This is a genomic window from Sphingomonas jaspsi DSM 18422 (assembly GCF_000585415.1).
GTDB classification, from domain to species: Bacteria; Pseudomonadota; Alphaproteobacteria; order Sphingomonadales; family Sphingomonadaceae; genus Sphingomicrobium; species Sphingomicrobium jaspsi.
On the sequence record NZ_KK073876.1, the window covers coordinates 1,675,722 to 1,697,329 of the forward strand.

The 21,608-nt window shown below is 63.2% G+C and carries 14 protein-coding genes, 1 tRNA gene and 1 pseudogene; 13 read left to right on the forward strand and 3 right to left on the reverse strand.

Features of this window, described 5'->3' with window-relative positions; genetic code table 11:
* Positions 1-37: 37 nt before the first annotated feature.
* The 4 genes from G570_RS08660 (at position 38) to G570_RS08675 (ending at position 5,169) form a co-directional block, all read left to right on the forward strand.
* Positions 38-598 carry an Lrp/AsnC family transcriptional regulator gene (locus tag G570_RS08660; RefSeq protein ID WP_245600273.1) on the forward strand — a complete coding sequence of 187 codons (561 nt, stop codon included), beginning with the start codon at positions 38-40 and terminating at the stop codon, positions 596-598.
* A 121-nt stretch (positions 599-719) separates the two neighbouring features.
* The gene (locus G570_RS08665; protein WP_037501274.1) at positions 720-2,675 is read left to right on the forward strand and encodes a potassium transporter Kup; all 1,956 of its coding nucleotides are present in this window, start codon (positions 720-722) and stop codon (positions 2,673-2,675) included.
* 65 nt (positions 2,676-2,740) lie between these two features.
* Entirely contained in the window at positions 2,741-4,654 is a 1,914-nt protein-coding gene (locus G570_RS08670) for a potassium transporter Kup (RefSeq protein ID WP_051504211.1), read from the forward strand.
* 2 nt (positions 4,655-4,656) lie between these two features.
* Positions 4,657-5,169: a 2'-5' RNA ligase family protein gene (locus tag G570_RS08675; RefSeq protein ID WP_037501277.1), complete on the forward strand. Its 513-nt coding sequence runs from the start codon at positions 4,657-4,659 to the stop codon at positions 5,167-5,169.
* On the opposite strand, the gene G570_RS08680 is transcribed toward G570_RS08675, so the two are convergent.
* Positions 5,166-5,576, reverse strand: coding sequence for a DUF3775 domain-containing protein (locus tag G570_RS08680; protein ID WP_037504025.1), 411 nt, complete (start codon positions 5,574-5,576; stop codon positions 5,166-5,168). The two genes, G570_RS08675 and G570_RS08680, sit on opposite strands and share 4 nt — an antisense overlap.
* Positions 5,577-5,707: 131 nt before the next feature.
* On the opposite strand from G570_RS08680, the gene G570_RS08685 reads away from it, so the two are divergent.
* The 7 genes from G570_RS08685 (at position 5,708) to dnaE (ending at position 15,484) form a co-directional block, all read left to right on the forward strand.
* A tRNA-Met gene (locus tag G570_RS08685) sits at positions 5,708-5,784 on the forward strand.
* A gap of 103 nt (positions 5,785-5,887) precedes the next feature.
* Entirely contained in the window at positions 5,888-7,930 is a 2,043-nt protein-coding gene (locus G570_RS08690; protein ID WP_084607630.1) for a toll/interleukin-1 receptor domain-containing protein, read from the forward strand.
* Position 7,931: 1 nt separating this feature from the next.
* Entirely contained in the window at positions 7,932-8,408 is a 477-nt protein-coding gene (locus G570_RS08695; protein WP_037501280.1) for a hypothetical protein, read from the forward strand.
* 323 nt (positions 8,409-8,731) lie between these two features.
* Positions 8,732-10,054 carry a proline--tRNA ligase gene (gene proS / locus G570_RS08705; protein WP_037501287.1) on the forward strand — a complete coding sequence of 441 codons (1,323 nt, stop codon included), beginning with the start codon at positions 8,732-8,734 and terminating at the stop codon, positions 10,052-10,054.
* Complete coding sequence (locus G570_RS08710) at positions 10,051-11,301, forward strand: lipoprotein-releasing ABC transporter permease subunit (RefSeq protein WP_037501290.1); 1,251 nt, start codon at positions 10,051-10,053, stop codon at positions 11,299-11,301. Before proS ends, G570_RS08710 begins: the two co-directional genes overlap by 4 nt.
* Positions 11,294-11,968, forward strand: a complete 675-nt coding sequence (locus G570_RS08715) for an ABC transporter ATP-binding protein (protein ID WP_037501293.1) — start codon at positions 11,294-11,296, stop codon at positions 11,966-11,968. Before G570_RS08710 ends, G570_RS08715 begins: the two co-directional genes overlap by 8 nt.
* Before the next feature lie 72 nt (positions 11,969-12,040).
* A complete protein-coding gene (gene dnaE / locus G570_RS08720) occupies positions 12,041-15,484 on the forward strand; it encodes a DNA polymerase III subunit alpha (protein ID WP_037501296.1) in 3,444 nt (1,147 codons plus the stop codon).
* A 255-nt stretch (positions 15,485-15,739) separates the two neighbouring features.
* Here the strand turns inward: dnaE and mtgA are convergent.
* Positions 15,740-16,456 (reverse strand): annotated as a pseudogene (mtgA, locus tag G570_RS08725) (monofunctional biosynthetic peptidoglycan transglycosylase); the annotation flags it as partial.
* A gap of 215 nt (positions 16,457-16,671) precedes the next feature.
* Here mtgA and alaS point away from each other — a divergent pair.
* Positions 16,672-19,329: an alanine--tRNA ligase gene (gene alaS / locus G570_RS08730; RefSeq protein ID WP_037501299.1), complete on the forward strand. Its 2,658-nt coding sequence runs from the start codon at positions 16,672-16,674 to the stop codon at positions 19,327-19,329.
* Entirely contained in the window at positions 19,329-19,769 is a 441-nt protein-coding gene (locus G570_RS08735) for a GFA family protein (RefSeq protein ID WP_037501302.1), read from the forward strand. Before alaS ends, G570_RS08735 begins: the two co-directional genes overlap by 1 nt.
* Here G570_RS08735 and G570_RS08740 read toward each other — a convergent pair.
* On the reverse strand, positions 19,766-21,541 hold the full coding sequence (locus tag G570_RS08740; protein ID WP_037501305.1) for a cation:proton antiporter domain-containing protein: 1,776 nt from the start codon (positions 21,539-21,541) through the stop codon (positions 19,766-19,768). The two genes, G570_RS08735 and G570_RS08740, sit on opposite strands and share 4 nt — an antisense overlap.
* Positions 21,542-21,608 lie beyond the last annotated feature (67 nt).

Below are 21,608 nucleotides of genomic sequence, written 5' to 3' on the forward strand. Positions count from 1 at the left end.
AATTTCTCCTTAAATCCTCTGCGTCGTTGATACCCGATTGGATCAGGCGAAATCTTTGCAAAGTTGTGCGCTACTGCGCTATCATTCGCATGAATTTACGGTTTTGGAAGCCAAATTGAGGAATTTTGTCGAGATGGATAAGTTTGACGCGGGAATCTTAAAGTCCCTGACATCAAACGCCAGGCTGCCCGTAAGCGCCATTGCCGAGGCCGTCGGGTTATCCCAATCGGCCTGCACGCGACGCATCCAGGCTCTGGAGGCCAAGGGCTTTGTCCACGGCTATTCCGCTCGACTCGCGCGGCGAAAACTGGGCTTCAAGATCACGGCGCTGGTCGACATCACACTCGGAACGCAGGTTGAGGAAGATCTGGCGGCGTTCGAGGCGGAAGTCGCGTCGATCGCCGGCATCGTCGAATGTGCACTCGTCTCCGGTGGCCAGGATTACCGATTGAAAATTCTCTGCCGGGACCTCGACGATTATGAGCGTCTGCACCGGGAACGGCTTGGTCGCCTGCCGGGCGTCGTGACCATCAACAGCAGTTTCGTTCTTCGCAACGTGCCAACAAGGGGCGAGGCCGACGCCTTGTTCGGTGAGTAGACAGCCAATTCAGGCTCGATTGCAGCGCCAATGCGGGGGTGCTAGGGCGGCGCGCCCCGGACTCGGGCCCTTTTTGAGTCCAGACGCGTTACGGTTTTAAGTTTCTGGCAGTCAGGCGACCATGGATTCCACTGCAGCGAAGGCCATCGAGGGGAATGACGTGACCGACGGCCACGCCGCCGGGACGCACGGCCATCATCATGGCCCGCTGGGGAAGATGATGGTGGGGGCCATCGGTATCGTCTTCGGCGATATCGGCACCTCCCCGATCTACGCTTTCCGCGAAACCTTTGCCGGGCACCACCGGCTCGTCCCCGACAGCCTTCACATCTTCGGTGTTCTAAGCCTCATTTTCTGGTCGATGATGATCATCGTGACGCTGAAATATGTGCTGATCATCATGCGGGCCGACAACAAGGGCGAAGGGGGCAGCCTTGCCCTGCTCGCGCTGATCAACCGATCGACCGGCAATGACAAACGCAAATGGACCACCGGCATCGTCCTGCTCGGGGTGTTCGCGACATCGCTATTTTACGGCGACAGCATGATCACGCCGGCCATCTCGGTGCTTTCGGCGGTCGAAGGCCTGACCACGGTGAACACCGCGTTCGAGCCGTGGGTCATCCCGCTCGCCGTCGTGATCATCATCGGCCTGTTCGGCATCCAGTCGCGCGGCACGGCCAAGGTGGGGGCGATGTTCGGCCCCATCATGCTGGTCTACTTTGTTACGCTTGCGGTCCTTGGGCTTATTCACATCGCCAAATATCCGGCCGTGATCGTCGCGATGCTCAATCCCTGGAATGCCATCGCCTTTTACATCGACGACCCGATCCCGGCCTTCATCGCCATGGGCTCGGTCGTGCTGGCCGTGACCGGTGCCGAAGCGCTTTATGCCGACATGGGCCACTTCGGCCGCAAGCCGATCAAGTTCAGCTGGCTATTCTTCGTCCTGCCCGCGCTGCTGCTCAACTATATGGGGCAGGGGGCGATGATCCTCGCCCAGACCCCGGCCGACGCGCTGGAAATGGTCAAGAACCCCTTCTTCCTGCTCGCACCCGAAGCATTGCGGCTACCGCTGGTCATCCTCGCAACCATGGCGACGATCATCGCCAGCCAGGCGGTCATTTCGGGCGCTTTTTCGGTGACGCAGCAGGCGATCCAGCTGGGCTTCATTCCGCGCCTTCACATCACCCACACCAGCGAACATGCCGCCGGCCAGATCTATATTCCGGTGATCAACTGGGCGCTCCTGACGATGGTTCTGCTGTTGGTGTTGAACTTCCAGACGTCGTCGAACCTTGCCGCCGCCTATGGAATTGCGGTCACCGGCGCGATGTTCATCGATACGCTGCTGATCGCGGTCGTGCTCTACAATATGTGGAACTGGAACAAGATTCTTGCGACGGCGCTGCTGGCGATCTTCCTCACCGTCGACCTGCTCTACTTCGGTGCCAACCTGCTCAAGGTTCCGGTGGGCGGCTGGTTCCCGCTGCTGATCGGCTTCATCGCCTTCACGATGTTGACGACCTGGGCCCGCGGCCGTGCGCTGATGATCGCGCGCATGAACGAACAGTCCTTGCCAATCGAAGTGTTCATCAAATCGGCCTCGTCGAGTGCAACGCGCGTTCCAGGCACGGCGGTTTTCATGACCAGTTCGGTAACCGGCGTGCCCCACGCGCTGCTCCACAATTTGAAGCACAACAAGGTGCTTCACGAGCGCATTCTGCTACTGACGGTCAAGATCGAAGACGTGCCTTATGTCAGCGCCGGAAAGCGGTCGGAATCCAAGGAATATGGGAACGGTTTCTACCGCATCGTCCTGCGCTACGGGTTTATGGAAGAGATCGACGTCCCTGCAGCGCTGGCGGGGATGGAAGGCGTCGGCAGCGCTTGCAAGATGATGGACACCAGCTTCTTCCTTGCGCGCCAGACCCTCATCGCATCGTCGAGACCGGGGATGGCCATCTGGCGCGAGCGGCTCTTTTCCTGGATGCTGCGAAACGCCGAAAGCGCGATGGAATTTTTCAAGCTGCCGACGAACCGGGTCGTGGAACTCGGCAGCCAAGTAGAGATTTAAGCAAAACTGCTGGACGCTCGCCCTTCGCGACGCGCGCCCTCCGTTCAACTGGAGTGTAGTCCACAATGCCCGACAATCAGGCGGCCAACGAGGTCGCGGAAGCGCATGGTGATGGCCATCATGCGCAAGGAAGCGTCGCCGCGCTGACCATCGGCGCCGCTGGTGTCGTGTTCGGCGACATCGGCACCAGCCCGCTCTACGCCATGAAGGAAGTGTTCGTCGGCCATCATCCGCTGGCGGTCGATCCGTTGCACCTGTTCGGCGTCATCAGCCTGATGTTCTGGTCGCTGATGATCATCGTGACGTTCAAATATGTCACCGTCATCCTGCGGGCTGACAACAAGGGGGAGGGCGGCAGCTTGGCGCTGCTTGCGTTGATCCAGCGGTCGACGGGCGGCGGCAAATGGTCGAAGGGCCTGGTCCTGCTCGGCATCGCGGCAACCGCGCTCTTTTTCGGCGACGCGATGATCACGCCTGCCGTGTCGGTGCTTTCTGCGGTCGAAGGGTTGAGCACAGTGAGCGACAGCTTCACCCCTTATGTCATCCCGGCAGCGATCGCGATCCTGGTTGGCCTGTTCGCCATCCAACGTCACGGCACCGATACCGTCGGCAAGCTTTTTGGCCCGGTCATGCTCCTCTATTTCGCGGTGATTGCGACGCTGGGCGTCGTCCAAATCGCGCAGAACCCGGCCGTCCTGCAGGGGTTGAACCCAATCTGGGCCTATCGCTTTTTCGCCGACAATCCGATGTCGGCCTTCCTCGCTATGGGGTCGGTGGTGCTGGCGGTGACGGGTGCCGAGGCCCTTTATGCGGACATGGGGCACTTCGGGAAGAATCCCATTCGCATCGCGTGGTTGTTCCTCGTCTTTCCAGCGCTGCTGCTCAATTATCTCGGGCAGGCAGCACTCATGCTCCGGCTCCCGGAGACGGCAGCCAATCCCTTCTATCTGATGGCCGGGGAAAGTTGGCGCCTGCCAATGGTGATCCTCGCCACCCTTGCCACCATCATTGCCAGCCAGGCCGTTATCACCGGTGCCTTTTCCGTCGTGCGGCAAGCGGTTCAGCTCGGCCTGATGCCGCGCATCCACATCGATCACACCAGTGAGAAGGCAGCGGGACAAATCTACATCCCGGCGGTCAACTGGGTGCTGATGATGCTGGTCATCCTGCTGGTCCTCGGCTTCCGGGAATCGACCAACCTGGCCGCTGCGTACGGCATCGCCGTCACGGGAACGATGTTCATCACCGCCATCATGCTGGCCGTGCTGCAGCGCCGCGTGTGGAAGTGGCCGCTGTGGGCAGTGGCGATCGAGATCGGACTGTTCGTATTGATCGACGGCCTGTTCTTCGCCTCGAACCTGACGAAGCTGTTCGATGGCGGCTGGTTCCCGCTGCTGATCGGGGCGATCGCGTTCACCCTGCTCACGACCTGGGCGACGGGTCGCAAGCTGGTCATCAATCGCCTCAATGAAGGCAGCATGCCGATCAACGTCTTCATCAAGTCCGCCTGCACGAGCGCGCACCGCGTGCCGCTGACCGCGGTTTACATGACGAGTGCCCGCGACGGAGTGCCGCCGGCGCTGCTGCATAACCTCAAGCACAACATGGTCCTGCACGAACGGAACGTGCTCCTGACGGTCAAGATCGGCGATGTGCCGCGCGTGCCTGAGGAAAAGCGGGTCGAGCTGCACGACATGGGCAGCGGCTTCTACCGGGTGATCCTGCATTATGGCTTCATGGAGGAGGCGGACGTTCCCGCGGCGCTGGCATCGGTGCAGCAACCGGAGAAGTTCTACCAGCCGATGAAGACCAGTTTCTTCCTGTCGCGCCAGACCTTGCTCGTCTCGTCGCGGCCGGGAATGGCGATCTGGCGCGAAAAGCTCTTTGCCTGGATGCTGCGCAACGCGGAAAGCGCGATGGAATTCTTCAAGCTGCCGACCAATCGCGTCGTCGAACTCGGTAGCCAGGTCGAAATCTGACCATGGACGAAGGTGCGGCTCCCCTCATCGTGACGGCAGAGTTGGGAGCCGACGACCTCGCGATGGTCGATGGACTGCGACGCCAGCATTTCCCGCCGGAGCGGAATGTGCTGCAGGCCCATCTGACGATGTTTCATGCACTGCCGCCGTCGGCGGAAGGGGAGCTGAAAACCCTTTTGTCGGAAATCGCCGCTGGTCCGGCGCCAATGGCTTTGCTTGAGCAGCCCTATTCGATCGGCAGGGGTGTGGCGTTGAAAGTCCGTTCGCCGGACCTTGCGACCATCCGCGAGCATATCGCGTATCGGTTTCACGGCATGCTTACCGCCCAGGATCGTCAGGGATGGCGACCGCATATCACCATCCAGAACAAGGTAACCCCGGACCTTGCACGCGACACGCTTCGCAAGGTCGAAGCCGAATTCAAGCCACGACCGCTGCAGATCGCGGGCATCGGGCTTTATCGCTATCTCGGCGGATCCTGGGGCTTGGTCCGCCGCTTCCCATTCCGGGGTTAGCTGAGGTCGCCGATCCCGTCGACGCTGAGGTCGAACGCGGCGAGGCCGGCTTCGAGCACCGATGCGAGCATCGGCATGTCCATCAGTTCGTCGACGATATTGCTCTCGTCGCTCGCCGCTTCGATCGCCTCGTCCCAGTCGGATGCGTCATAGACTCCTTGGCCGACCCAGGCGAATGCCAGCACTTCGGCCTGCTGGTCGTCTGCGAGATCCTGGAGCGCGCCGATCAGCTCCTCTTCGACGCTGGTGTTGATGCTGTCGTCGAGCACCGACAGCGCTTCACCGTCTTCGCCATCGACATTTTCCGCGACCTCGCCGCCGTCATAGTCGGTGGGAACCTGTGCCTCATATTCCTTCGCACGAAGGATGATGCGGCTCAGCGTTTCTAGCGGGGTCAGCGGTTCCATGATCGTCACTCCAGTGTTTCCGCTTGAACGAGGGTTGGCCGCCCTTGTTCCGCTGTCGCTACAGCTTGTTGACGGGGGCAGGGGACGACCCTATAGGCCCCTCCGCGCCCCACGACGGGGCAGCCTTTCGGGGCGGAGTAGCTCAGCTGGTTAGAGCAGCGGAATCATAATCCGCGTGTCGGGGGTTCGAGTCCCTCCTCCGCTACCATTTCCCCCTAACGTTGGCCTCCGCTGGCTATTAGCTCCGTTATGGTTTACGGAAGTTAACCGCGGAGATTGCGTAACCTTGGTCGTACCTTGGGGGAGGTCACATGGGTGGCGTCGCGCAATTCTGGGCGTTTCTAAGTTACAGCCACCGCGACCGGCGTTGGGCCAATTGGCTCCATCATGCCCTTGAAACCTATCGGGTTCCGGCAAGACTGGTCGGACGAGATGGGCCTGCCGGTCCCATTCCCGCACGGCTGTCGCCCATTTTCAGGGACCGGGAAGAATTGGCCGCGTCGTCCGACCTTGGCGAACGGCTTGGCGACGCGCTCAGAAATTCGAAATTCCTTGTCGTGCTCTGCTCGCCGTCGGCTGCGTCGTCGCAGTGGACAAATCAGGAAATCGTCGAGTTCAAGCGCGCGCACGGTGACCAGCGTATCCTCGCCGCCATCGTCGATGGGGAACCCTTCGCCAGCGCGATGCCCGGCCGAGAAGCCGAGGAATGTTTCCCCCCGGCACTTCGGTTCAAGATCGACGCCGACGGCAAGCTGACCGACGAACGATCGGAGCCGATCGCGGCCGATTTTCGCGAGAGCGGCGACGGGAAGCGGATGGCCAAGCTCAAGCTGGTTGCCGGCATGCTTGGGGTGGGCCTGGACGAACTGGTCCAGCGTGACCAGCAGCGGCGGCAGCGGCGCCTGGCATGGCTGGCGGCGGCGTCGGTTGCCGGCATGGCCGTCACCAGCGGACTGGCAGTCGCCGCGGTTCGGGCCCGGCACGAGGCGGAATATCAGCGCGGCCAATCCGACAGTCTCGTCGAATTCATGCTGACGGACTTGCGGGCGAAGCTGGAACCGGTGGGACGTCTCGATGCGCTCGACGCAGTGGGGGAACGGGCGCTTCACTATTACGGGCGGCAGGACGTTGCCGATCTCAGCGCCGATGAGCTGGGGCATCGTTCGAAGGCGCTCAATCTCGTTGGCGAAGTGCGAAATCTGCGCGGCGACATGGCCGGTTCGATGCGCGCCTTTGCCGAAGCCGCGCGGACGACGGGGGAGCAGCTGCGCCGCGATCCCGACGATCCGCAGCGAAATTTCGATCATGCGCAGAGCATGTTCTGGGTTGGATATTATGCCTGGCAGACCGGTGATCGCGCGCAGGCCCGGCGCGACTTCGAACAATATCGCGCCTTGGCCGGGAAGCTGGTGGCGATCGATCCCAAGAAGCCCGAATGGCAGGCCGAAGTCGCCTATGCGGAAACGAACCTTGGCGTGCTGCGCATGGAGGCGGGCGACGGGGCAGGGGCGGTCGGCCACTTCAAGGCCGCCGAGCGGGTTTGGCGGGCGTTGGGCGGAGACAAGCCGGGCAATCGCGACATGAGCTACCAGCTTGCCCAATCGCTCGCGTGGCAGGCCGACGCATACCGTAGCGCAGGCGACAGCCCGAAGGCGCTGGCGGTCCGCCGGGCGGAAAGCGGGATTTACCGCCTCGTGCTGGCCAAGGCGCCCGACGACTATGAGATGCGCGAAGGGCTGACCGTTTCGCAGAGCCGGCTTGCCCAACTGATGCTCGACGTCGGCATGTCGCGCGCCGCCTTCGACCTTGCCCGTTCCGCCAATCGCGATGCGGAGGCATTGCTCCAGCGCGATTCGAAAAATGCCCTCTGGAAAGAGATGGCGGCCAAGTCGCGAAACATCCTGGCGGAGATCGCCATCGTCAACGGCGACCTTCCAACAGCACGGTCCGCGAACCATTCCGCTGCAGCCCTCTGCCAGGAATTGGTCGACACCGGCAAAACGGTCGAAAAATGGAGGAGCGATTGCCTTGCTCCGGCGCGGTGGATGGCCGCGCTGATCGACGTCCGAACCGGGGATGCAAGCGGCGGTATCCGCTTGGCCCAAGACTTCCAGCATGCGTTTGCCAAGCCGCCATCGGTCCCCAGCCAGGAACTGTTGTTCGGCCAAGTGATGGCCAGGCTGATCGCTGCCAAAGGCACGGGCGGGTCCGGTGCCGCCCAGGCGGGCGTGGTGCTCGCATCCATGCAAATCCCAAAGGACGCGCGGTTGAGGGCGGCCGCCAATTATCTTTCGCCCTCGTCTCAGGCGCCGAGCAGCTATCCGCTCGCCAGCCTGATGGGAACGGAGCAATGACATGACCCTTACCGAAACGAAGCCCGACATGACCCTGGCCGTCAACGTGGCACTGACCGGTTCGATCGATTCGAACGGCACGCTGACCTTCAGCAATGTGAACTATACGCAAGGCACGACGATCCCGGCGTCGACCAGCGTCGTCGATGCGAACGGCGACATAGACCTTACGCAAATGAAGAAGACGCACGGCTATTCGGATGACACAACCATCACGTTCAACCTGTCCGGCACGATCACGGACAGCAACGGCAACAATGTCGCCTTTTCCTATCCTGAACCCGCCAGCTCGGCGATAACCATCTCCAACGGCGGTAACGACAGCGGCTTCAGCGCGCAGTTCGGCGGCAATGTGTGCATCCTGATCGTGAACGATCTCGACAAGGACGCGAAGCATCACGACTACGCACTGAACATCTACGCCGATTATGGCCAAGGCATATCGCAGCCGATCGATCCGGCGATCATCAATCGGTAAGTGCAAGGAACGCAAAAACGCCCGGGCACTAGTCCCGGGCGTCCTTGCGTGACGATTGCTCGTCAGCCCCCTTGGAATAGACGGCCACCACCCCCTGACAGGTAGCAGCATCCTCCCTGGACCCTCCGGCCATCGCCAGCTTGATCCGATGGCTGAGGCTTAATCCCGCCAAGTGCCTGATGTCACGCCTCAAACAGCAGCATTGAAACATTATGGTGACGGCTGTGTCCGGCGTGCAACATGGTGCGCGGGGCGTTGCGTTGCAGCATGGCGCCCTTTAGACGGCTTGCAGCCAATTCTCCTCGTTTGCGAAAGTATCTCCCTTGCGCCTTTCCCGCTCGTTTCTCCCCGTTCTAAAGGAAAGCCCGTCCGATGCGCAGATCGTCAGCCACAAGCTGATGCTGCAGGCGGGGCTGGTCCGCCAGACCGCCGCCGGGATCTACGCCTGGCTGCCGACGGGCTGGCGCGTCCTCCAGAAGATCGCGCAGATCGTTCGCGAGGAGCAGGACAGGGCCGGCGCAATCGAGCTGCTGATGCCGACGCTGCAGTCGGCCGACCTGTGGCGCCAATCGGGCCGCTATGACGCATACGGTCCCGAAATGCTGCGGATCAAGGACCGGCATGAGCGCGAAATGCTCTATGGTCCGACCAACGAGGAAATGATCACCGCGATCTTCCGCGACGACGTGAAGAGCTATCGCGACCTCCCGCGCACGCTTTACCACATCCAGTGGAAGTTCCGTGACGAGGTCCGCCCGCGCTTCGGCGTGATGCGCGGCCGCGAGTTCTTGATGAAGGATGCCTACTCGTTCGACCTTGACGAGGCCGGCGCCCGCAACAGCTATTACACCCAGCTGCTCGCTTACCTGCGCACCTTCCAGCGGATGGGCATCAAGGCGGTCCCGATGAAGGCGGCGTCGGGGCCGATCGGCGGCGACCTCAGCCATGAATTCATCGTCTTGGCACCCACGGGCGAAAGTGAGGTGTTTTACGACGCGGCCTTCGAGGAATTCGACTGGGGCCAGGCCGAACTGCGCTATGACGACGCGGATGGTCTCAAGGGCCTCTTCGACAAAGTGAGCGGCACCTATTCGGCGACCGACGAGACGCATGATGAAGGCCGCTGGGCCGAAGTGCCGGCCGACCGCCAGCGCACCGGTCGCGGGATCGAGGTCGGCCACATCTTTTATTTCGGTACCAAATATTCCGCCGCCATGGGGCTGAAGGTTTCCGGCCAGGACGGGTCGATGGTGACGCCCGAAATGGGCAGCTACGGCATCGGCGTTTCGCGCCTCGTCGGCGCCATCATCGAGGCCAGCCACGACGACAAGGGCATCGTCTGGCCCGAAGCGGTGGCACCGTGGAAAGTCGGCCTCGTAACCATGCGCGGCGATGACGAAGCCTCCATCGCGGCCGCCGAGGATATCTATGCGCGCCTGACCGCCGCCAATGTCGAGGTGCTTTACGACGACCGCGACGAGCGGGGCGGGGTCAAGCTGGGCGGCATGGACCTGATGGGCCTGCCCTGGCAGGTGATCATCGGCCCGCGCGGGCTGGCGAGCGGCTTGGTCGAGCTAAAGAACCGTCGCACCGGCGAAAAAGAGGAACTTTCGATCGACGCAGCCATTGAGCGCCTCACCGCATGATCCTCAACGCTTATGAAAAAATGATCGCCAAACGCTACTTGCTTCCGGGCAAGGGCGAGGGCTTCATTTTTGTCGTCGTCGGTTTCTCGGTCGGCGCCGTTGCGCTCGGCGTTGCTGCCCTCATCATCGTCATGAGCGTGATGAACGGCTTTCGGGCCGAACTGTTCGACAAGATCAGCGGGTTGAACGGTCACGCCATCATTCAGGGCTATGACGGACGCCTGTCGGATTGGCAGCAGATCGCCGACGCGGCGCGCAAGACGCCCGGCGTGGTATCCGCCACCCCGCTGATCGAACAGCCACTGATGGCGTCCGCCAACGGCCGCGTCGAAGGGGTCTTGGTTCGGGGTAGCCGGATCGAAGATATTCGTTTGAACCCAGTGCTCTCGGGGAACGTCCTGTCCGGCGATCTGAAGTCACTGGCGCCCGACAATGGCACGGTCGCGATCGGCTCCGGTCTTGCCCAGAACATCGGCGCATTTCCGGGAAGCGAGATTACGCTGATCAGTCCGGAAGGCCGGTCGACTCCGGTCGGAACGGTGCCCCGCATGGTGACCTATCGCGTCGGCGCGGTGTTTGAGACCGGCATCTACGACTATGACAAGGCGTTCGTGATCATGCCGATGCAGGATGCGCAGACGCTTCTGATGCTGGGCGACCAGGTCGGCATGGTCGAAATCCAGACCAACAACCCTGACAAGGTCGCCAGTATCGTCGCACCCCTTCAGCCGCTGGTACAGGGCAAGGGCGTGATCGCCGACTGGCGCCAGATGAACAGCGCGCTGTTCGAAGCCTTGCAGGTCGAACGCATCGCCATGTTCGTGGTGTTGTGCATCATCATCCTCGTTGCCGCCTTCAACATTGCGTCCTCGCTGATCATGATGGTGCGATCCAAGACCCGGGACATCGCCATCCTGCGGACCATGGGCGCCAGCCGGAAGGCGATGACCAAGGTTTTCATGACCGTTGGCCTCACGATCGGCTTCATCGGCATCGCCGCTGGCGCGATCCTCGGCGCCCTGTTCCTCTTCTTCCGCCAGGGTATCGTCGACCTCATCCAGCTGGTGAGTGGCCAGAACCTTTGGGATCCGTCGGTGCGTTTTCTATCAGAACTGCCGTCGCGGACCGATCCGGTGGAGGTGATTGCGATCATCGCGGTCACGCTCGTCCTGACCTACCTTGCGACCCTGTTCCCGGCCCGCCGCGCGGCCGCTACCGATCCCGTGCAGGTGCTGCGTTATGAGTGAGCAGGTTCTCCAGACGAGCGACCTTCGGCGCAGCTTCACCCAGGGCGGGGTCACCATCGATGTGCTGCGCGGGGTCAACCTGTCGGTCGCGCCGGGCGAGATCGTTGCGCTGCTCGGCCCTTCGGGATCGGGGAAGTCGACGCTGCTCCAGGCGGTCGGATTGCTCGAGGGCGGTTTTTCAGGCTCGATCCGGATCATCGGCCAGGAAGCGGCGCAACTGGACGACGACGGGCGAACCGCGCTTCGCCGCGATGCGCTCGGCTTCGTCTATCAATTCCACCACCTGCTGCCCGATTTCGACGCGGTGGAAAATGTCGTCCTGCCCCAGGTCATTCACGGCACCGCGCCCGATGCGGCACGCGAACGCGCAACCCAGCTTCTGACCCAGTTGGGGCTGGGCGAACGGCTCGACCATCGGCCGTCCAAATTGTCGGGCGGCGAGCAGCAGCGCGTTGCCGTCGCGCGTGCCTTGGCCAACCGTCCGCCGCTCGTGCTGGCGGATGAGCCTACCGGCAACCTCGACGAACGCACCAGCGATCGCGTCCTTGGCGAATTCCTCAACCTCGTTCGGGGCGAAGGAAGTGCTGCGCTGGTCGCGACCCACAACGAACGTCTTGCGGCGAAGATGGACAGGGTCGTACGGCTTCACAACGGGGTGTTGGGCTAAGCCCAATTTGCTGGGGATAAGTGTGGCCGGCGGGGTGGCGACTCACGCCCGCCATGCCCATAGTGGGAGACGATGTCCGCGCTCCCCTACGTCCCGCTCCGCGTTTTCTCGTCCTTCACGATGCTGGAAGGCGCGATCGAGCCAAAGGCCATCGCCAAGCAGGCGAAGAAGCTCGGCTTTCCCGCCATCGCGCTAAACGATCGCAATGGGCTATACGCTGCCATGGCGTTCGGCGATGCCTGCCTTGCCGAAGGTGTTCAGCCGATCGTCGGCGCGCTTCTGGCCGTTGCCCGTCCGGGAGACATCGGTCCGGCGGGTGCGATCGACTGGCTGGTTCTGCTCGCGCAGGATCAGACCGGCTACGATAATTTGTGCAAGCTGGTCAGCGTGTCGCACATCGACCGGCCGATCACCGAAGACCCGCACGTGTCTTTCGAAGGACTGGACGGTCTTACGGACGGCCTGATTTGTCTGACCGGTGGAGGGGAAGGGGCGATCGCACGGCTTTTTGCTGACGGGCAGGCCGACAAGGCCGGGTCCTATGCGGGGCGGCTGAAGGCATTGTTCCCCGACCGCCTGTACGTGGAGATCAGCCGGCGCAACAACCCGATCGAGGAGTCCGCTGAAGGCGCGCTGATCGACCTGGCCTATGCGCTCGACTTGCCGCTGGTCGCGACTAACCCTGCCCAATATGCGGAGCCGGATTTCCACGCCGCGCACGACGCCATGCTCTGCATCGCCAATTCGACTTATGTGGAAAACGGCGACCGCCCGACCAGCTCGCCTGAGGCATGGCTGAAACCGGCCGACGTCATGACGTCATTGTTCGACGACCTGCCTGAAGCGATCGCTAACACCGCTGTCATCGCCCAGCGCTGTGCCGTCACTGCGCCCAAGCGCCGACCGATCCTGCCGCGCCTTAGCGACGACGAAGACGAAACGCTCCGCCGGGAAGCGCATGCGGGGCTGGAACGGCGCATCGACGGCAAGAGCGAGGAGGACAAGGCGCGCTACCGTGAACGGCTCGATTTCGAGATCGACGTCATCACCCGCATGGGATTTTCGGGCTACTTCCTGATCGTCGCCGACTTCATCCAGTGGGCCAAGGCCAACGACATCCCGGTCGGCCCGGGCCGCGGTTCGGGTGCGGGCAGCGCGGTCGCATGGGCGCTGACCATCACCGACCTCGACCCGATCGAATTGAAGCTACTGTTCGAACGTTTCCTCAACCCGGAACGCGTGTCGATGCCCGACTTCGACATCGATTTCTGCGAAACCCACCGCGACAAGGTCATCAGCTACGTCCAGCAGAAATACGGCCGCGACAAGGTGGCGCAGATCATCACCTTCGGGCGCCTGAAGGCGCGCGCGGTGCTGAAGGACACCGGCCGCGTGCTACAGATGAGCTATGGCCAGGTCGACCGGCTCGCCAAGCTCATCCCCAGCCATCCGACCGACCCGTGGGATCTCAGGCGCGCCCTCAACGGCGTTATGGAGCTCGAAAAGGAGGTCAAGGCCGACAAAGACGTCCAGCGCCTGTTCGATCTCGCCACGCGGCTCGAAGGCCTGCCGCGCCACAGCTCGACCCATGCCGCCGGCGTCGTGATCGGCGACCGTCCGCTCGACCAGCTCGTCCCGCTCTATCGCGATCCGCGCTCGGACATGCCGGTGACGCAGTTCGACATGAAATATGTCGAAGGAGCGGGGCTGGTGAAGTTCGACTTCCTCGGCCTCAAGACCCTGTCGGTGCTCAAGGAAGGTCAGCGCCTGCTCAAGCTCAAGGGCATCGACGTCGACTATTCAACGCTCGCCTGGGACGATCCGGCGGTGTTCGACCTGCTTCAAAAGGGCGACACGGTCGGCGTGTTCCAGCTGGAATCGGAAGGCATGCGGCGAACGCTGGCCGCGGTCCGACCGACCAATTTCGGGGACATCATCGCGCTTGTTTCGCTCTACCGCCCCGGCCCTATGGACAATATTCCCTTGTTCGGCGATCGCAAGAACGGGCGGCAAGCCATTGAATTCCCGCATCCGATGCTCAAGGATGTGCTCGCCGAAACCTATGGCATCTTCGTCTACCAGGAACAGGTGATGCAGGCCGCGCAGGTGCTTGCCGGCTACAGCCTCGGCGACGCCGACCTGCTGCGCCGCGCGATGGGCAAGAAGATCCAGAGCGAAATGGACGCGCAGCGCCAGCGCTTCGTCGAGGGCGCGGCGAAGAACGACATCAGTGCGACCAAGGCCAACGAACTGTTCGACTTGATCGACAAGTTCGCGGGCTATGGCTTCAACAAGTCGCACGCCGCGGCCTACGCCTTGGTCGCCTACCATACCGCCTGGCTGAAGGCACATCATCCGGCCGAATTCTTCGCCGCGTCGATGAGCTACGATATTCACCAGACGGACAAGCTGGCCCTGTTCGTCGAGGACATGCGCCGCAGCGGGATCGAGTGCCTGCCCGCCGACGTCAATGCGTCCGAAGCGGCCTTCAGTGTCGAGGGCGATGCGGTGCGATATGCGCTGGGCGCGCTGAAGGGCGTCGGCGAAAAGGCGATGGAGTCACTGGTCGAGGAACGACAGGCGAATGGCCCTTTCAAGAATCTCGACGACTTCGCCGCGCGGATCGATCCCAAGCTGCTTAACCGTCGCCAGTTGGAAAGCCTCGCCGCCGCAGGCGCCTTCGATAAGCTCAACGCCGACCGCGCCAGCGTCTACACTGCGGCTGAGACCATTCTCGCGCACGCTTCGTCCGCTCATGAGCAGCGCACCAGCGGCCAGCACGGCCTGTTCGGCGGGCCGGCCGCGGTCGATGTCGCGGCCATCCGCCTTCCAACCAATGTCCAATGGTCGCTGGCGGAGCGGATGGCGGCGGAGCGCGACAGTTTCGGCTTCTACTTCTCCGCCCATCCCGTCGACGCGCAGAAGCACCTGCTTGCAGCGCACAAGGTGCGCACCTACGCGCAATTGTCGGAGATGACTGGTTTCGTCGAGGGGCGGAGCCAGACCATGATGGCTGGCCTGGTCGAAGGCGCGCGTTGGCGCACCTCGGCCAAGGGGCGGCGCTACATGATGGCGACGATCTCCGACCCCAGCGGCCAGTATGAGGCGACGGCGTTCGACGACGAGCCTTGTGCCGACCTTGAAGCGGCCGCCAAGGGCGGCACCTGCGGCCTGATGACCGTTGAGCTCGACCGCCGCCCCGGTGAGGACCAGCCACGCGTAACGGTCAAGAAGTTCCAGCCGCTCGACCAGCTCGCCAAGCGTACCCGGCTGCAGATGCATTTGACGATCGCCGACGGGTCGCTGGTAAAGACAGTGGCGCGCGAACTCCAGGCAGCGCGCGGGGGCAACGGGATCGTGCGCGCAACGTTGCCGGTCGGCGGAGGCCGGACCGCGACGGTCCTGTTGGGACAGGCATTTTCGCTCGACGCCGATCTGGCGATGCGGCTTGGCCGCATCCTGGGGGAGGAGCAGGTAGATCTTAGCGCCCCGCCAAAACTGGCGCTGGTCGGCTAGCTACAGCCCGTTCGCCGGTTCGGCCGGTGTCGGCGGTGGTTCGGGCGTACCTGACGGCTGTTCGATGTCCGTCGGCGATTGCGTCACATCCCCGCTGCCGTTGTCCGCAGGAGCCGGCGGTGCGCTAACCGGCGTCTCGTCGACGCTGGGTTCGGGCGGTGGCGGCGTAGCGGTTTCATAGTCCGCGCCAGGCTCGACGACCGGCCGGCCGGTTTTCGGCGGCGTCTTCTGCGGTGGCGCTGCGTTACCCTTGTAGACGCAGGAGTCGAGACCGTCGCGGCCGACGATACCGATCCGCGCAGCGATGCTGTTGCCGTAGCGACGGGTGAACCCCTTGGGCGCTACTGCGCCGCGCTTCTTGGGCAGCGGGAGCACCGCGGCAATGCGCGCGGCCTCGGTCGCGCTCATCGCGCTGGCGTCATGGTCGAAATAACGCAGCGACCCGGCGTTGGCGCCATAGGTGCCGATCCCGGTTTCGGCCACGTTGAGGTAGACCTCCATGATCCGCCGCTTCCCCCAGATATGCTCGATGAGGAAGGTAAAATAGGCCTCCATGCCTTTGCGGGCATAGCCGCCGCCTTGCCAGAGGAAGACGTTCTTCGCGGTTTGCTGGCTGATGGTGGATCCGCCGCGGATACGGCCGCCCGAGGCGTTGCGCTTGGCAGCATCCTGGATCGCGTCCCAGTCGAAACCACTATGCTGGCAGAATTTGGTGTCTTCAGCGGCAATCGCAGCGCGGACCATGTCGCGGTCCATTTCATTGAGGCCCATCCAGTCCTTGTCGACTCCGCGGCCGGCGATCAGGTCGCCGACCATCGTCGCGGTGATTGGTGGCGGCACAAACCGCAGGACGACGACATAGCCGATCGACAGGACGAACAACCAAATGATCAGTCGCAGCAGGAAGCCGAGGATTCCGCCCTTTTTCTGCGACGGTCGGCGATATTTTGGGAGAGTACTGCGCTTGGCCATGAGCGGACGCTAAGCGGGCGCGGTGCAAAAAGTAAGCCCCGGAAACCGAAGTTCCCGGGGCTCCATGGTTCGCTTCCGAAGATTTGAATCACGCAACCAAAACGGACGATGCGGGCATAGGTTCCGTGCCGGATCAAAATTTTTTACGGCCGCTTCATTTTTCGTTGAACTCTCCCCGCTTGCCGCATTGCAGCAAGTCTCATATCTGCACCTTCATGACCTCGACCAACGACATTCGCCGCGGATTCCTCGATTATTTCGAACAGAATGGCCATGCGCGCGTCGCATCGGCCCCGCTTGTGCCCCACAACGACCCGACGCTGATGTTCGTCAACGCCGGCATGGTGCCGTTCAAGAATGTCTTCACCGGCCTGGAAAGCCGGCCCTATTCCACCGCGACCAGCAGCCAGAAATGCGTGCGGGCGGGCGGCAAGCACAATGACCTCGACAATGTCGGCTACACCGCGCGCCACCACACTTTCTTCGAAATGCTCGGGAATTTCAGCTTCGGCGACTATTTCAAGGAACAGGCGATTACCCATGCCTGGACCCTGCTGACCAAGGAGTGGGGCCTGTCGCCGGACCGGCTGACTGTCACCGTCTATCACACCGACGACGAAGCGTTCGGTATCTGGAAGAAGCTGACGGGCTTCGCCGACCACAAGATCATTCGCATCCCGACCAAGGATAATTTCTGGGCGATGGGCAGCGATGGCCCGTGCGGCCCCTGTTCGGAAATCTTCTACGATCATGGCGACCATATCTACGGCGGCCCGCCGGGCAGCCCGGACGAGGATGGCGATCGCTTCGTGGAGATCTGGAACCTCGTCTTCATGCAGTTCGAGCAGGCCAATGACGAAATCGTCAGCGAGCTGCCGAAAAAGAGCATCGACACCGGAATGGGCCTGGAGCGCATCGCCGCCGTCATGCAGGGCGTCCACGACAATTACGATACCGACACCTTCAAGGCGCTGATCGCCGCGTCGGAGGAATTCACGCACACCAAGGCGCTGGGTGATCAGATGGCGAGCCACCGCGTGATCGCCGATCACTTGCGCGCGTCGGGTTTCCTTGTCGCCGACGGCGTGCTGCCGGCCAATGAAGGGCGCGGTTATGTGCTGCGCCGTATCATGCGCCGCGCGATGCGCCACGCCCACCTTCTGGGCGCCAAGGATCCGCTGATGCACCGCCTGGTGCCGCAGCTGGTCCGCGAGATGGGCCAGGCCTATCCCGAACTGGTCCGCGCCCAGCCGCTGATCGAGGCGACGCTGCTGCAAGAGGAAACCCGCTTCCGCCAGACGCTGGCCAACGGCCTCAAGCTGCTCGACGAAGCGACCGCGACGATGGGCGAGGGCGGCACGCTGCCCGGCGCGACCGCGTTCAAGCTCTACGACACTTATGGATTCCCGTACGACCTCACCGAAGACGCGCTGCGCGCGCGCGGCCTTGGCGTCGACCGCGAAGGCTTCGACGCGGCGATGGCCGAACAGAAGGCCGCCGCGCGCGCCGCGTGGAAGGGTTCGGGTGAGAAAGCGAGCGACGAGCTGTGGTTCGACTTGGCCGAGGAAGTCGGATCGACCGAATTCACCGGCTATTCGGGCCATGACGGCGAAGGCGTCGTGCAGGCGATCGTCAGGGATGGCGCCCGCGTAGACAGCGCGGTTGAAGGCGAAACCGTCACGCTCGTGCTCAACCAGACGCCGTTCTACGGTGAAAGTGGCGGACAGGTCGGCGATGCCGGAAAACTGTCTTCGCTCAAGGGCTTCGAAGGCCATGTTGAGGATACGTCGAAACCCCTCGGCAAGCTTCATGCGCTCCGCACCCGCATCGTCAAGGGCAGCGTCAACGTAGGCGAAACGCTCGCCCAATCCGTCGATGTCGCCCGACGCAGCGCGACCCGCGCCAACCACAGCGCGACCCATCTGCTTCACGCTGCGCTTCGCAACATTCTGGGCGGCCATGTCACGCAGAAGGGCAGCCTTGTCGCGCCCGACCGCCTGCGCTTCGATTTCTCGCACCCGATGGCGCTGAGCCCCGACGAAATTGTCGCGATCGAAGCGCAGGTGAACGCCGAAATCCGCGCCAACGAGCCGGTCTCGACCCGGCTGATGACCCCGGACGATGCAGTCGCCGCCGGCGCGCTCGCGCTATTCGGCGAGAAATATGGCGACGAGGTGCGCGTGCTCAGCATGGGCCGCGAGGGCGAGGCCAGCCGCTATTCGGTCGAACTGTGCGGCGGCACCCATGTGAACGCCACCGGCGATATCGCCCTGTTCAAGATCATCGGCGAAAGCGCGGTAAGCTCTGGCGTGCGGCGTATCGAGGCGCTGACCGGCGAAGGCGCGCTCGCCTGGCTCAACGGGCGCGACCAGCGCCTGAAAGAAGCGGCGGCCAGCCTCAAGGCGTCGCCGGACGAAGTGCCCGCCCGCATTGCCACGTTGGTCGAAAACGCCCGCAAGCTGGAACGCGAACTGGCGGACGCCAAGAAGGCGCTCGCCATGGGCGGCGGGGGCAAGTCCGAGGCCGCCGGCCCCGAGCAAGTCGCTGGCGTCGCCTTCCTCGGCCAAGTCGTGGAAGGCCTCGATCCCAAAGGCTTACGCAGCGAAGTCGACACCATGAAGCAACGCGTCGGTAGCGGCGTTGCGGTCCTCATCGCGGTCAACGAAGGCCGAGCCAGCGTCGCTGCTGGAGTCACCGACGACCTCGTCGGCCAGGTCAGCGCGGTCGAGCTCGTCAAAGCGGCGGTCGCGGCGCTGGGCGGGCAGGGCGGCGGTGGCCGGCCTGACATGGCGCAGGGCGGCGGGCCCGATGGCGACAAGGCGGACTCGGCCCTCGCCGCCGTCAAGGAAACGCTGGCGAAGGTCGTCGCCTGATGCATCAGGGCGCCGTAGAGCCGGTCACGCTCCACGGCGCCTGCCACTGCGGCTCGGTGAAATTCAAGGTCAGGCTGCATCATGGCCTGGCCTCGGCCCGTCGCTGCACCTGCAGCTATTGCGCCATGCGCGGTGCGGTCGCGGTATCGGCGCGGATCGATGGCCTTGAGATCATCGACGGCGCCGACGCGCTCGCGACCTACAGTTTCAACACCGGCATCGCCCAGCATCATTTTTGCCGGAATTGCGGAATTTACACCCACCACCAACGCCGATCCAACCCGGACGAGCTGGGCGTGAACGTCGCCTGCCTCGACGGACTGTCACCTTTCGACTTTGCCGAAGTCCCCGTTCTCGACGGTCAGAATCACCCGAACGACCGCGAAGATGGCCGCACCCTGCGGCTCGGCACGCTCCGCTTCATACGCGGCAGTCACTAGCCGGAGCGCACGTCCCTCAGCCGGCGCCGGCCCAAGCTGGGTTCGACGTCGAGATCGCCATCCTTCATGATCTCCGCGCGCAATTCGCTGCGCTTCTCATGGATCGAAGCGATGACGGGTCCCATCGCCACGCCAATGTCGACGAGCACCGCTTCCGACAGCTGCAGCGACGCTTCCATCGCTTCCGGCACGGCATCGGTCACGCCGGCCTTGTAAAGCCTTGCTGCATGGTGAGTATCGCGGGCGCGGGCGATGATCGGCAAAGCCGGATGAGTTTCGCGCAGGCGCCGCGCCAGCCGTGCGGTTAGCACCGGATCGTCCATGGTCAGCACTACGGCCTTGGCCTTGCCGAGATCGAGGCGATCGAGCAGTTCGCGTCGCGACACGTCCCCGAACATGACCGAATAGCCACGACTGCGAGCATCGGTGAAGCCATCGATGTCACTGTCGATCGCAAGGTATGGCCGCCCATGCTCCTGCAGCATGTCGGCGACGACACGGCCGACGCGGCCGAAGCCGAAGATGATTGTGCGGTCGGGCACGGCTTCCGCTTCCATCGTTTCGAGATGGCGCCGGTCGACCCCGCGGCCGGCCAATCGGCCTAGGCCCGCGAGCACTGGGGTCAACGTGAGGCCGATGGCCGTGGCCGCCGACCAGAAGGCCACGGTGTCCTGCCGCAGGATGCTGGCCGCCCCCGCGGCACCAAGTACGATCAGGGTGGTTTCGGACGGGCTGGACATCAGGACGCCGGTCTCCGCCGCTACCCCGGGTCGTGCGCCTGCCAAACGCAGCAGCGCCGCGGTGACGATCGACTTCACCACCAGGACGCCGGCCAGCGCGCCGATCAGGGCGAGCCAGTCGTCGACGAGGGCACCGATGTCGATCCGCATGCCCACGGTGATCAGGAAGATGCCCAGCGCCAGTCCCTTGAAGGGCTCGACCACCAGTTCGACCTCGTTTCGATAGTCGGTTTCGGCGATGACGAGGCCGGCAATCAGCGCACCGAGGATGGGCGACAGGCCGACCGAAGCAGTGACGGTCGCTGCGAGGATCACCACCAAGAGGGAAATGGCGAGGAAGAGCTCGGGCTTTTTCGACCGCGCGGCCTGCGCAAACAGCGTCGGCAGGATAAAGCGGCCGATGACGAGAATCCCGACGACGGCGAGTGATCCGTAAAGCGCGATCCGACTTAAACTTTCACCCACCTCGCTGGTGGCCGCGCCTGCGGTGGCGCCGATCAGGAACAGCATCGGCACCAGTGCGAGATCCTCGAACAGCAGCATCGACAGGGCTGCGCGGCCCACGGGACTCTGCGTCCCAGATATCGGCAGTACCAGTGCCGTCGATGACATGGCCAGTGCCAGGCTTAGCCACAGCGCGCTTTGCGTCGGCCACTGGATGGCGAGAAGAAAACCGCCGATCAGTGTCGCGGCGCCGATCATCTCTGCAGCGCCGATGCCGAACACCATCTTCCGCATTGCCACCAGCCGGCGAAAGCTCAGTTCAAGGCCGATCGTGAACAGCAAAAGGACGATGCCGAATTCGGCGAAGGGTTCGATCCCCGTGGGGTCGGTAATGCTGACGGCTTCAAGCCAGGGATAGCGTCCGGTCAGTGCGCCGAGGCCGAAAGGTCCGGCGACGATCCCGACGAGGATGAAGCCGATCACCGGATTGATGCGCAGCCGCGCGAAAGCGGGGATGACGATGCCCGCTGCGCCGAGGATGGTCAGCGCGTCCGACAACGCCGGAGTGATGTGGAAATCGCCCGCCATGCCCCTTCAAAGCAAATGATCCGGTCGAAGTCACGGCACCGTAGGCATTTTTCGGCGTTTTCACGGC

Coding starts and splice junctions, on each gene's coding strand:
- G570_RS08665 (WP_037501274.1), top strand. CDS start 720: ATGGATTCCACTGCAGCGAAGGCCATCGAGGGGAATGACGTGACCGAC.
- G570_RS08670 (WP_051504211.1), top strand. CDS start 2,741: ATGCCCGACAATCAGGCGGCCAACGAGGTCGCGGAAGCGCATGGTGAT.
- G570_RS08675 (WP_037501277.1), top strand. CDS start 4,657: ATGGACGAAGGTGCGGCTCCCCTCATCGTGACGGCAGAGTTGGGAGCC.
- G570_RS08680 (WP_037504025.1), bottom strand. CDS start 5,576: ATGGAACCGCTGACCCCGCTAGAAACGCTGAGCCGCATCATCCTTCGT.
- G570_RS08690 (WP_084607630.1), top strand. CDS start 5,888: ATGGGTGGCGTCGCGCAATTCTGGGCGTTTCTAAGTTACAGCCACCGC.
- G570_RS08695 (WP_037501280.1), top strand. CDS start 7,932: ATGACCCTTACCGAAACGAAGCCCGACATGACCCTGGCCGTCAACGTG.
- G570_RS08710 (WP_037501290.1), top strand. CDS start 10,051: ATGATCCTCAACGCTTATGAAAAAATGATCGCCAAACGCTACTTGCTT.
- G570_RS08715 (WP_037501293.1), top strand. CDS start 11,294: ATGAGTGAGCAGGTTCTCCAGACGAGCGACCTTCGGCGCAGCTTCACC.
- dnaE (WP_037501296.1), top strand. CDS start 12,041: ATGTCCGCGCTCCCCTACGTCCCGCTCCGCGTTTTCTCGTCCTTCACG.
- alaS (WP_037501299.1), top strand. CDS start 16,672: ATGACCTCGACCAACGACATTCGCCGCGGATTCCTCGATTATTTCGAA.
- G570_RS08735 (WP_037501302.1), top strand. CDS start 19,329: ATGCATCAGGGCGCCGTAGAGCCGGTCACGCTCCACGGCGCCTGCCAC.
- G570_RS08740 (WP_037501305.1), bottom strand. CDS start 21,541: ATGGCGGGCGATTTCCACATCACTCCGGCGTTGTCGGACGCGCTGACC.